At 67.4% G+C, this 11,675-nt stretch carries 15 protein-coding genes; 13 read left to right on the top strand and 2 right to left on the bottom strand.

Going from position 1 to position 11,675, the window contains the following annotated elements; translation table 11 throughout:
• Positions 1–70: 70 nt before the first annotated feature.
• Entirely contained in the window at positions 71–385 is a 315-nt protein-coding gene (locus tag HNQ61_RS08410) for a pinensin family lanthipeptide (protein ID WP_170039850.1), read from the bottom strand.
• A 618-nt stretch (positions 386–1,003) separates the two neighbouring features.
• On the bottom strand, positions 1,004–2,032 hold the full coding sequence (locus HNQ61_RS08405; RefSeq protein ID WP_170039848.1) for an LLM class flavin-dependent oxidoreductase: 1,029 nt from the start codon (positions 2,030–2,032) through the stop codon (positions 1,004–1,006).
• A gap of 208 nt (positions 2,033–2,240) precedes the next feature.
• Between HNQ61_RS08405 and HNQ61_RS08400 the strand changes: the two genes are divergently transcribed.
• From HNQ61_RS08400 to HNQ61_RS08340, 13 genes are all read left to right on the top strand, one after another.
• Positions 2,241–2,723: a tRNA (cytidine(34)-2'-O)-methyltransferase gene (locus HNQ61_RS08400; RefSeq protein WP_205762194.1), complete on the top strand. Its 483-nt coding sequence runs from the start codon at positions 2,241–2,243 to the stop codon at positions 2,721–2,723.
• Entirely contained in the window at positions 2,720–3,589 is an 870-nt protein-coding gene (locus HNQ61_RS08395; protein WP_170039846.1) for an alpha/beta fold hydrolase, read from the top strand. Before HNQ61_RS08400 ends, HNQ61_RS08395 begins: the two co-directional genes overlap by 4 nt.
• A 254-nt stretch (positions 3,590–3,843) precedes the next feature.
• Positions 3,844–5,058 (top strand): acetyl-CoA C-acetyltransferase, encoded by a 1,215-nt coding sequence (locus tag HNQ61_RS08390; protein ID WP_170039844.1) that lies wholly within the window; start codon positions 3,844–3,846, stop codon positions 5,056–5,058.
• A gap of 115 nt (positions 5,059–5,173) precedes the next feature.
• Positions 5,174–6,085: a hypothetical protein gene (locus tag HNQ61_RS08385; RefSeq protein ID WP_170039842.1), complete on the top strand. Its 912-nt coding sequence runs from the start codon at positions 5,174–5,176 to the stop codon at positions 6,083–6,085.
• Positions 6,082–6,921 (top strand): hypothetical protein, encoded by an 840-nt coding sequence (locus HNQ61_RS08380; protein WP_170039840.1) that lies wholly within the window; start codon positions 6,082–6,084, stop codon positions 6,919–6,921. Before HNQ61_RS08385 ends, HNQ61_RS08380 begins: the two co-directional genes overlap by 4 nt.
• A 72-nt stretch (positions 6,922–6,993) precedes the next feature.
• Positions 6,994–7,878 carry a 3-hydroxyacyl-CoA dehydrogenase family protein gene (locus tag HNQ61_RS08375; protein WP_170039838.1) on the top strand — a complete coding sequence of 295 codons (885 nt, stop codon included), beginning with the start codon at positions 6,994–6,996 and terminating at the stop codon, positions 7,876–7,878.
• Between the two features lie 80 nt (positions 7,879–7,958).
• Positions 7,959–8,450, top strand: coding sequence for a hypothetical protein (locus HNQ61_RS08370; protein ID WP_170039836.1), 492 nt, complete (start codon positions 7,959–7,961; stop codon positions 8,448–8,450).
• A 2-nt stretch (positions 8,451–8,452) separates the two neighbouring features.
• Positions 8,453–8,809, top strand: coding sequence for a TIR domain-containing protein (locus tag HNQ61_RS08365; protein WP_170039834.1), 357 nt, complete (start codon positions 8,453–8,455; stop codon positions 8,807–8,809).
• Positions 8,810–9,026: 217 nt separating this feature from the next.
• Positions 9,027–9,698, top strand: a complete 672-nt coding sequence (locus tag HNQ61_RS08360) for an NAD(P)H-binding protein (protein WP_170039833.1) — start codon at positions 9,027–9,029, stop codon at positions 9,696–9,698.
• A gap of 204 nt (positions 9,699–9,902) precedes the next feature.
• Positions 9,903–10,322, top strand: a complete 420-nt coding sequence (locus HNQ61_RS08355) for a VOC family protein (RefSeq protein ID WP_170039832.1) — start codon at positions 9,903–9,905, stop codon at positions 10,320–10,322.
• 12 nt (positions 10,323–10,334) lie between these two features.
• Positions 10,335–10,826: a hypothetical protein gene (locus HNQ61_RS08350; RefSeq protein ID WP_170039831.1), complete on the top strand. Its 492-nt coding sequence runs from the start codon at positions 10,335–10,337 to the stop codon at positions 10,824–10,826.
• 76 nt (positions 10,827–10,902) lie between these two features.
• Positions 10,903–11,241: a hypothetical protein gene (locus tag HNQ61_RS08345; RefSeq protein WP_170039830.1), complete on the top strand. Its 339-nt coding sequence runs from the start codon at positions 10,903–10,905 to the stop codon at positions 11,239–11,241.
• A gap of 67 nt (positions 11,242–11,308) precedes the next feature.
• The gene (locus HNQ61_RS08340) at positions 11,309–11,668 is read left to right on the top strand and encodes a hypothetical protein (RefSeq protein ID WP_170039829.1); all 360 of its coding nucleotides are present in this window, start codon (positions 11,309–11,311) and stop codon (positions 11,666–11,668) included.
• Positions 11,669–11,675: the final 7 nt, after the last annotated feature.

Genomic DNA, 11,675 nt, shown 5'->3' with positions numbered 1-11,675 from the left:
TTGGGATTGATGAGAACGAGCCCCGGCTTCCGAGTGGAAGCCGGGGCTCGTTCCGTCGTTCAGGACGTGATCAGCACATGCCGCCGGCGGGGCCGGTGCATCCCTCGTTGGAACAACACACGCGGTAGTCGGAGCGCGGATACAGGCAGTAGCAGGTCGCCTCGCCGCGGGTCTGGAAGGGAAGGCAGCTGGTGGACGGATACACGCCGTTCCCGCCGGGGCAGTTGAAACAGGTGGCGTACGGGCCGGTTTCGCTGTTGCAGCCGCCGGAGGGGCATGCTTCGATGTCGGTGGGGGCGTTGCCGTGCACGGTTCCGCGGCCGTCCACGCCTGCCGAGGTGGCGAACGAGTCGACGTGCAGGTCGTCCAGCTTCAGCTTCTTCATCGGGGGGTTCCTCAAATCAGGGGGGATTCCGGGGACCCGCGAACCGCGTTGTCCGTCCGGACCCGGTGATTATCTAAACATCTGTCCGCAAAGGCAAGCCGCTGTTTCCGGATGATTGCCTGCGCCGCCGGCCTGCCGTGCGGCCCGCCATCGGCTACGAAAAAGCGCCGGCCCTTCGTGGGACCGGCGCTCTGTTCATTTGGATGCTGGACTAGGTCGCTTGCGCCCGATGCCCGTCTGCTTCCGATCCGACGGCCACGACACGCGCGCCTCGTCGTCTTCACGGAACCGGCCGCCGGGTCGGTTGAAGCCCCGACACATGGACGCGACAGCGGCCATGTGTCGGGGCTTACCGCTGTGTGAGCGGAGGATTCATTCGCTCGACGGCGCCTGCGGCCAACTCCAATCCGGCTTCCCCAATGGCATCTTTCGTCGGGACTGCACCTGGCCGACGCTACTCCGATCCCGACGCTGCTGATCATCCGACGCTGCTGATCATCCGACGCTGCTCGGTCACTCGATCATCCGATGCTGCTCGTCGCCCGATCATGCCCATCGTCCGGCGCGCCTAATCCTCCCATCTCAACGCTCACCTCACCGCGATCATACTTCCGCCCGTCAGTCCGCGGCGATGGACTCCGCGGCCGCGAGCGACTCGCCGGCCTGCGCCGTGATCTCGTACGAGCGCAGGCGCTTGGCGTGATCGTAGATCTGCGACGTGATCATCAGCTCGTCCGCGCCGGTGCGGGCGATGAACGACGACAGGCTGGCACGCACCGTTTCCGGCGAGCCGACTGCCGTGCACGAGAGCACCTCGCTGAGCATGGCCCGCTCGAACGGGGCAAGCTGCTCCTCGTAGTTGTCCACCGGCGGCTGCAAAGGCGTGGGCCGCCCGCGCCGCAGGTTGGCGAACGCCTGCTGCATGGACGACATCAGGAAGCGCGCCTCCTCGTCCGTATCCGCCGCGAACACGTTGAAGCCCAGCATCAGGTACGGCCGGTCGAGCTGTTCCGAGGGCCGGAAGCGGTCGCGGTACACCTGGATGGCCTGCATCATCATCGCCGGCGCAAAGTGCGAGGCAAAGGCGTACGGCAGCCCCAGCGCGGCGGCCAACTGCGCGCCGTACAGGCTGCTTCCCAGAATCCACACCGGCACCTTCTCACCCGCGCCGGGGATGGCGCGCACCCGCTGGCCGGGCACCGGCTCGTCGAAGTACGCCATCAACTCCTGCACGTCGTCGGGAAACGTGTCCACGCCGTTGGTGGTTAGCGTGCGCCGCAGCGCGTGCGCGGTCACCTGGTCGCTCCCCGGCGCGCGGCCCAGCCCCAGGTCGATGCGGCCGGGGTACAGGGCCGCCAGCGTTCCGAACTGTTCGGCGATCACCAGCGGCGCGTGGTTGGGCAGCATGACGCCGCCCGCGCCCACGCGGATGGTGGACGTTCCGTTCGCCACGTGGCCGATGATGACGGACGTGGCCGCGCTCGCCACGCCGGGGATGTTGTGGTGTTCGGCCAGCCAGAAGCGGTTGTAGCCCCAGCGCTCGGCATGCTGCGCCAGGTCCAGCGAGTTGCGAATCGACTGTCCGGCGGTGCCGCCCTCCACGATGGGCGCCAGGTCCAGTACGGAAAACGGGGTGCGATCCGGCATCTGCTTCATCCAGACATTCGGGTGTGATCGGCGGCCCGTGCGCGGCGCCTGATCGCGGCCGGTGGCGCAAACTGTCGCGCCATCAACCGCCTGATGACGCTGGTACACTCATCCCGCCAGACGGATCGCTTGTCGGTGCAATCCGCCCGCGCGAGATTGCCCGTCCACCCATCCGCCGCGCGCCGGTGTGGAGCGCCCGCGGAGCCGAATGGACGACGGAGATGGTGATCGCACGATGGATGTAGCGCTGTATGAGCCGGAGATTCCGGGAAACGCGGGCGGCGTGGCGCGGCTGTGCGGCGCCACGGGATCGCCGCTGCACCTGATCGGGCGGCTGGGATGGTCGTTCGCGCATCCCAAGGCCAAGCGCGCCATGATGGACTACTGGGAGCACGTGGACTGGCACCGCCACGACGCGTGGGAGGACTTCGCCGCGGCGACGGCGGGCCGGCGCGTGTGGATGCTGACCACCAGGGCCGAGCGCACGCTGTGGGACGTGCAGTTCGCGGCGGATGACGTGCTCCTGTTCGGCCCCGAGTCGCGCGGCCTTCCCGATCATCTGCTGGAAGCCGACGCGGAGCGCTGCATCCGCATCCCCATGCGTCCCGTCGCGCGCTCGCTGAACCTGTCCACGGCCGTCGGCATCTCGCTGTACGACGCGCTGCGGCAGACGGGATGGAGGGGCGAGTGACAACGCGCGTCATCCACCATGGCGGCATCCGGATCGCCACCGCGGAGGCGGGTGCCGGCAATCCCGAAACCATCGTCCTCTCGATGGGCGCGACCGCGTCCATGGAGTGGTGGCCGCCACGCTTTGTGGATGCGCTCGTGGCGGCCGGCTGCCGCGTCATCCGCTACGACCTGCGCGACACGGGTGGCAGCACCACCAACCCGCCCGGCGCCTCCGGCTATTCCGTCGCCGATCTGTGCGATGACCTGATCGCCGTCCTGGACGCGTATGGGCTGAATTCCGCGCATCTGGCCGGCATGTCGCTCGGCGGCCTCATCTCGCAGATGGCGGCGGTCCGTCACCCGGAGCGCGTCCGTTCGCTGACGCTGATCGCCTCCGAGCCGCTGAACGGGGGAGAGGAGGACGGGGCGGGGATCGACCCGCGGTTCATGGAGCACTTCGGGACGATGGGGAGCGTGGACTGGACGGATCGCGACGCCGTCACCGCCTTCATGCTGACGACGGCCCGGCTCTCCGCGGGTTCTGCGCATCCGTTTGATGAAGATCGCGAGCGGGAGCGGATTGGACGGGAACTGGATCGTACGAGCAGCATCAAGAGCGCCTTCAACCACGCGCTGATCGCGGGCGAGCTTGATGCGCGCTGGGACGTGCGGAACATCGGCGCGCCCACGCTGGTCATTCACGGCAGCGAAGATCCCATCCTTCCGCTGGCCAGCGGACAGGGGATCGCGCGCCAGATCCCGGGGGCGGAGCTGCTGGTTCTGGAGGGTACCGGCCACGAGCTGCACGACGCCGACCTCCCCCGGATCGCGGCCGCCATCAGCCGGTTCCTGTCCAGCGTCCCCACGTCAGGCAGCGCGGGATAGCTGGAAAGGGTTTCTCACGCAGAGCAGCAGAGGAGCAGAGAAGGGAAGGCTGTCTCTGCTCCTCTGCTGCTCTGCGTGATTCCGTTGTTGCATGGCTCCGGGTGCGGCAGGATGCCAATCCGCCATTGCGAAAGTGAATCGCGCTCAGCGCGGACCGGCGGAAATCGGCTTGACGCGCCGCGCTCCGGCGGGATATTCTGCCGGGCTACCCATCCGGCGCGGTTCATCAAACGACGCACGAGGTCGATCCGAACATGGCAACGCAGGGCAAGGATACGGACATCGTCTTTCTCTCCGCCACGCGGACGGGAATGGGCACCTTCGGCGGCTCGCTGAAGGACTTCAGCGCCACCGACCTGGGCACCTTCGCCGCCAAGGCCGCGCTGGAAGAAGCGGGCATTCCCGCCGCGGACGTGGGCCACGTGGTCTTTGGCAACGCGCTGCAGACCTCGGCCGACGCCATCTACCTGGCGCGCCACATCGGCCTGAAGGCCGGGCTCCCCATCGACACGCCCGCCCTGACCCTGAACCGCCTGTGCGGCTCGGGATTCCAGGCCATCATCAGCGGCGCCATGGAGATCATGCTGGGCGAGGCCGAAGTCGCGCTCTGCGGCGGCACCGAAAGCATGAGCCAGGCGCCGCACGTGATCCGCGGCGCGCGGTGGGGCGACCAGCGCCTGGGGCCCGCCGGCAAGTTCTACGAGGACGCGCTGTGGGAGGCGCTCACCGACCCGTTCGCCGGCTGCAGCATGGCGGTGACGGCGGAGAACCTGGCCGACCAGTACGGCATTACCCGCCAGCAGGTGGACGAGTACGCCTTCCGCAGCCAGCAGCTGGCCGGCGTGGCGTGCGAGCAGAAGCGCTTTGACGCCGAGATCACGCCCATCACGCTCAAGAGCCGCAAGGGCGAAACGCTGTTCGCCTGCGACGAGCACATGCGGCCCGAGACCACGATGGAAAGCCTGGGCAAGCTGAAGCCGTACTTCAAGGAAGGCGGCACGGTGACGGCCGGCAACGCCAGCGGCATCGGCGACGGCGGCGCGGCGGTGGTGATCGCCAACGCGGCGTACGCGCAGCGAAACGGCCTGCAGCCCATCGGCCGCCTGGTTTCCTGGGGCATCAGCGGCGTGGAGCCCAAGCACATGGGCATCGGTCCTGCGCCGGCCTCGCGCCTGGCGCTGAAGCGCGCGGAGATGAGCGTGGACCAGATGGACCTGGTGGAAGTCAACGAGGCGTTCGCGTCGCAGTACTGCGCGGTGGAAAAGGAACTCGGCCTGGACCGCGAGCGCACCAACGTGTCCGGCGGCGCCATCGCCATGAGCCACCCGCTGGGGATGAGCGGCGCGCGCATCACCGTGCACCTTCTGCACGAGCTGCGTCGCCAGGGCAAGCGCTTCGGCCTGGGTACGGCGTGCATCGGCGGCGGGCAGGGCATCGCCCTCGTAGTCGAGGCGTTCCCCAAGGCGTAAGGAAAGGAGAGTGCCCAGTGCTCAGTGCCGGAGTGCCCAGCAGCCGGGCGCTTGAACCTGGGCACTGGGCACTTGATCCTGGGCACTGTCCTTCTGGCACTTCTGTTTTCTTTCGATGAGCGACGCGAGCGGATCTTCCGGGCCTCCGGGCCCTCCGGGCCCTCCGGGCCCTCCGGGCGGCGGCAACCTGCCGGCCCGCCTCCTCTCCAGCCAGCAGCTGGAGGCGGTGATCCGCCGCGCCGTGGAGATCCAGTCGGCGGCCGGTACGCCGGACGAGGGGATCAGCGAGGGCGAGGTCATCCGCATCGGGCAGGAGCTGGGGCTGGACGCCGTCACCGTGCGGCGCGCCATCACCGACATCCGCGCCCGCCCCCCGGCGGAGCGCGGCACCCTGGCCCGCGTGATGGGGCCGGGCGAGGCGCGTGCGTCGCGCACCATCCGCCGCCCCGCCGCGCAAGTGGGAATGCTGCTGGAAGAGTACCTGCAGCGGGTGGAGTACATGGTGGTGCAGCGCCGCTTTCCCGACCGCACGCGCTACGTGCGCGCCACCGGGGTGGGCGCCGCGCTGGGCCGCGCCGCGCAGAAGTTCGGCGCCTCGCACCGCGCGCTGGACCTGGTGCAGCTGGACGTGGGCGTGTACGCGCTGGATGAGGACAGCGCACTGGTGGAGGTCTCCGTCGACATGAGCGGCGTCCGCGCGGGCACCGCCGGGGCCGGCGTGGGGATCGGCGGCGGGCTGGGGGCGGCAATCGCGGCGTTCGCGCTCGCCACGCCCATCATCGACCCGCTCGCGCTCGTTGGACTTCCCGTGTTCGCCGGCTCGGTCGCGGCGGTGCGGGGGATCTACGGCGCGGTCCGCGGCAGCGCGCAGGACAAGCTGGAATCGTTTCTGGACCGGCTGGAGCACAACGAACTGCGTCTTCCGCAGCCGCGGCAAAAGCCCGGGGCGCCCCGTCCGGGCGGCGGCTTCGGGTTCGGAGGCGGGCGCGGAGGGTCCGGTCCCGGGCGGCCCGCAGGCGGTTCGTGAGCCGCCGGTCGCTGGCCGCCGCCGCAGGGGTGCTGCTGCTGGCCGCGCCGCTCGCCTCGTGCGGGCGCGACGCGCGCGCGCAGGAGTCCGCGCCGGACGCGCCTTTGCCGGTCGCCGCGGTGACGGGAATTCCGACCGTGGCGGGGGCGGAGCTGGTGAGCGGGTTCTGGACCGGCGGCGGAGAATCGGTGGAGCTGTTCGGCAACGGAACCGTGCTGCTGTACCGCTGGCCGGCCCGGGTGATGGGCCGCTACCAGTTCGTCACGCCGGACCGCATGCTGATCGAGTTCCCCTACACGGGCAGCGTCCCCGGAGACTACAGCGTGTCGAGCGACGGAAACACGCTGCGCCTGTGCGAAACGGACCGACCGGCGCGCTGCCTCACGCTGCGGCGCGCGGAGCGGACAGCGGAAGGCACGGTGGTCCGCGCTTCAGGGACGCCGTCGCGGCTGGCGCCGCCTCCCGAGTTCGAGGGGCCGCGTCCTCCTCCTGCGCCGCGGGACGGGCAGGGGGAGCTCCGGCTGGCGCCCCAGCCCTCCCGGCCGCCCGCGGAGGCGCGCTCGGCCGAGGTGGGACCGCTGCTCAAGCAGGCGCGGACGCTGCAGGAAGTCTACCGCTTGGAGAACGGCCGGTACGCGGCCACGTGGGACGAGCTGCGGACCGCGGGATGGGAGCCCGTTCCGCTGCGCTGGTTCCACCCGCCCGTCATCCGCAGGGCGACGGGGGACCAGTTGTGCATCGACGTGCAGCCCAGGGATCCTGACCTGTGGCCCGTGCACATCATGGGCGGCGGCGACGGACAGCCCGGCCGCGGAACCTGCGCGCAACAGCGCTGACGCGAAAAGATCATCGATCAACCCAATCCCCGTCCTTCGCGGACGGGTCGCACAACTCATAAGGAGACCAGGATGGCGGAGATCAAGCGGGTCGGAGTGCTGGGCTGCGGGCTCATGGGCAGCGGAATCGCGCAGGTGTGCGCCGCGGCGGGATACGACACGCTGGTCCGCGAGGTCTCGGACGAGCTGTGCGAGCGCGGCATCGGCGGCATCAGCAAGCAGCTGGGCAAGTCGGTGGAAAAGGGGAAGATGGCCGCGGAGGACCGCGACGCCATCGTCGGCCGGCTGCGCGGCACCACCAAGCTGGAAGATCTCGCCGACTGCGACATCATCATCGAGGCCGTGGTCGAGGACCTGGCGATGAAGAACGAGATGTGGCGCACGCTGGACGCCGTCTGCGGGCCCGACACCATCTTCGCCAGCAACACGTCGTCGCTCACCATTGCCGACATGGCCGCGGCCACCAAGCGTCCGGAGCGCATGGTGGGGCTGCACTTCTTCAACCCCGTGCCGGTGATGAAGCTGGTGGAGGTGGTGAAGACGATCGCCACCGACGCGCAGGTGTTCGACACGGCGTTCGAGTTCGCCAGGTCGCTGGGCAAGGAGCCCATCGTCTGCAAGGACAACTCGGGCTTCGTGGTCAACCTGCTGCTGGTGCCGTACATGATGGACGCCATCCGCTGCCTGGAGCAGGGCGTGGCCACCACGGAAGACATCGACAAGGGGATGCGCCTGGGCACCGGCTACCCGATGGGGCCGTTCGTGCTGTGCGACTTCGTGGGGCTGGACACGCTCGACAAGATCGGCGGGATCATGTTCGACGAGTACAAGGAAAAGCGCTACGCGAGCCCGCCGCTGCTCAAGCGGATGGTTTCGCTGGGCTACTACGGCCGCAAGTCGGGTAAGGGCTTCTACGACTACTCGGGCGCTGAGCCCAAGCCCATGCCGCTGGTCTGATCCAGTTAACGCGGGAAGGAGGATTTGCTTCCTTCTTCCCGCACTATTTGGAATCCACAACGGGCGTATGGAGACATTCAATGCAGCCGGAAAGCGGTCAAGACGAACTGGACAAAATCAGCATTGATCAACTGCACAAAGCTGTTCTGCAGCTAAGCGGAAACTGTTTTGAGATCAAGAAGCTTTGCGCGACTGTCTTGGTGTCAGCCAGCACTCTCGTGACCACGTTCACGAACAGGCAACTTGACGCCTCTCTCTTCGTGGGAGGTGGGGTCATTACTCTGTTCTTTTGGATGCTTGATGGCCAGAGCTATTATTATCAGGAGAAGCTTCGCGCACAGATGAAGAAGCTTGCGGAGCACATTGCCGATCGTGATAAACAGAAAGTGACTGTCCTTGGGGTCGGGATGCCCTTAACAGAAGAACGCGAGAACTGGAATGTGGTACAAAGATCCTTTCATGCCGCTTTCAACGGTTCAATGCTGTTCTACGTCCTCCTCCTCATCATCATGCTCGGGCTTGGCACGTTATATTCAGTCGGGGGGATAGCAGCTAATTCGCCGAGCAGGTAAGCGTGAGAATCTTCGTCAGCTACACTCTTCGGGATAACGTCTTGGATCGTGCGACGCTGGTCGCACTCGATTCGTATTTGCGGGAGTTTGGTGATCCTTACATCGATCTGCTGCACAATCCAGGTGAAGATCATCAGCGTCATGTCCTAACAATGCTAAGGAGTGCGTCCTTAGTACTTGCCATTGTCACGCCGAAGTATGATAGATCGGAATGGGTGAAGCTTGAACTCGCTCTCGCCCACCAGCATCAGATCCCGATCATGTCTGTCGATGCTCCACGGGGCATTACTGGCGCAGCACTTAGTGCTCTGTTTGTGTCAGAAGAGTGCACGGCTGGTATCTTGACGCCTTCCCCATAAACCTCTCTGATCGGTCATTCTCTGTGGGGCGGCGCAGTTGCGACGTCCCTATTCCTGTTTATTGGCGACGGCTCCTTTGTACTACAGACTTTGAACACCTTGGATGCCGTGCGGAGATTTGAGCTGTATACCTTGACGCGGCACGTCTAGGAAGCAAACGGGATATTCTCGATCGGGGGGAAGTAAGAAACGCGCGGGCCAACCCGGGAGGGCGGCGATGAAGGTTCTGGTGTTCGGGGCGACGGGGGCGGCGGGCGGGAGCGTGGTGCGGGCGTGCGCGTCCTCGCCCGCGGTGAGCGAGGTGCGGGCGGTGGCGCGGCGGCCGCTGGCGTTTGCGCACGCCAAGCTGCGCGTCGTCATCCACGGCGACTTTCTGGATTATGCGGCGATCGAGGACGCGTTCGCCGGCGTGGATGCGTGCTTCTGGTGCCTGGGCATCTCGGCCACGCAGGTGCCGGGCGAGGCGGAGTATCGCACGATCACGCACGACTTTGCGCTCGCCGCCGCGCGCATGCTGCGGCGCCACAGCCCGGACGCGGCGTTCCACTACATCAGCGGGCAGGGCGCCGCGCTCGACAGCCGCATGATGTGGGCGCGGGTCAAGGCGCAGACGGAGCAGGATCTGATGGACGAGTTCGGCGCGGTGTGCTGGCGGCCGGCGTTCATCGACGGCGAGGATTCGCCCAACGCGCCGCGCTACCTGCAGGCGCTCCGCCCCGCGTTCCGCCTGCTGCGCCCATTCGCCGGGCTGTACGTCGCGGGGCAGGACCTCGGCCTGGCCATGATCCAGGCCACGGCGGAGGGGCAGCGCGCCCGCGTCATCGCCAATCCCGAAATCCGCAGCATGGCCCGCCGTGCGCGCGAGTCCGGCGGCGTACGCGCGGGCTGATCCATCAGCGTCATCCTGTCGATCCACACGTATCCCGCCCGGGGTGCGGCCGCATCCATCATCCGCTGAACGCACGCCCTGATCCCGCCGTGGCGCGAGACGGGAGGCGAAAATCATCAGCCTTGTCCGGTGCGCAAACGGTGATTACCGTGTGCCCCTCGCCGCCGGCCGATGCGGCCCATCAACCCCCAACTCAGGCGGACCGTGCGCATTCAACTCAGCAGCATTTTCGTGGCGGATCAGGCAACGGCGTTGCGCTTCTACACGGAAGTGCTCGGCTTTCAGAAGAAGGCCGAGATCCCCATGGGCGAGTTCAGCTGGCTCACGGTCGTTTCGCCCGAGGCGCCGGACGGCGTGGAACTGGTGCTGGAGCCCAACAGCAACCCCGCCGCGCTCGCGTTTCAGGCCGCGCTGCGCGAGCAGAGCATCCCGATGACCGCGTTCCTGGTGGATGACGTGCACGCCGAGCACGAGCGCCTGCAGCAGCAGGGTGTCATGTTCCGCACGCCGCCGATGGCCGCGGGGCCCGTGACGATCGCCATCTTTGACGACACCGTCGGCAACCTGATCCAGATCTACTCGATGAACGCGCAGCCGGATCAGGACGCGTCCGCCACGGCCTGATCCGCCCGGACGATGTCGCATTCCATCTGCGCAATCGTCCTGCGCGGCCCATTCGACGCGGCCGCGGCGGCGACGTTCGACTTGGCCGGCATTCCGCTGGGCGACGATCTGACGCTGTTCCCCATCACGCACTACTACACCGCGTGCTGGCAGAAAACGCTGGGGGTTCAAGGTGATCTGGAGGGCGTCTTTCCGCCGTCGCTGATCTTTCCGCGGGAACACGTGATCAGCGTGCTGATGGAGCGCATCACGGGCCGCGAGCCGCTCTTTTCCGTGATCGCGACCGACTATTTCGGCGGCGTGGGCGAGCAGTGGGCGCAGGTGTATCGCGGGCACGCGCCCGCCGATCCGTCGGTCACCGCCATCAACCCCGCGCTGCGCCTGCTGGGCGTGAAGGCCAAGCGGGGGCTGGATGAGTTCGACACCGCCGGCCTGGATCGCATCCGCCACGCGCCGGATTCACTGGATCGCTACGTGGATCTGGCGGAGGAACTCGGCGGCTGAGCCGGCGCCCCCGAAACCCGGGACGCCGGGCATCGTAGGAGGAGGAACGAAAGTTCCTCCTCCGCGAGGTGAGCGCATGGGAATCCTGGGGCACGTTCTTCTGGAGTTTGTGTGCTGGCTGGCCGCCGAGGCCGCTGGCGAAGTACTCCGCGACCCGCTGGACAGGCTGTTTGCGCCGCTCGGCCGTGCGCTGCGTTCTCCGGCAGGCGGACGGGTGCTGCTGGTCGTCTGGCTGGTGTCGGTGGGATGGTTCTGGCTGGGCTGGAAGATGGGGACGACCGGGGACGGTGGGTTCCAGATGGCGTTTGCGGTGATCTCGGTGTTCGGGTCGGCTGCGCTGGCGATGCTCTCCACACTGGTGTGGCGGGACCGGAATCATGCTCCGCCGCGCTGGTTCCGGCGCAGCGCGTACTGACGCGAGCCGTCCCGGTCAGGTCCGGCCCGAGATGGCCTGCCGAACATCCCCGATCCGGAGCCGCAGCATGGATTATCTGTCGTATGCACTTGCGGACGTGCTCTTTCTGTTCGTGCTGCCGGTGCTGAACGCCGTTCTCGGCGACCCCGCGGGATGGCTGTTCCGGCAGCTCGTCACCGCGTTCCGCTCGTCCTATGGCTTTCTGCTGCTTCTGCTCATCTGGGCGGTTTCCGTCGCCTGGTTCTGGAAGACGGTGAGCAGCGCGGGTGATCCCGAGAGCCTCTTTTCCCGGATGGCGATCTGGGCCATTCTTGGCGCACCGGCGCTGGCCGGGTTCTCCACCATTCTCTGGCGGAACCGCCACGCCGAACATCTCGACCGTGCCGTCGCGCTTCCGGCCTCGGGCGTCCGCTCGCCGCAGACGTGAATCGCGG

The organism is Longimicrobium terrae (genome assembly GCF_014202995.1).
Taxonomy (GTDB): Bacteria; Gemmatimonadota; Gemmatimonadetes; order Longimicrobiales; family Longimicrobiaceae; genus Longimicrobium; species Longimicrobium terrae.
The sequence above is the reverse complement of the archived record's forward strand: the minus strand, read 5'-3'. Positions and strand labels throughout refer to the sequence as shown.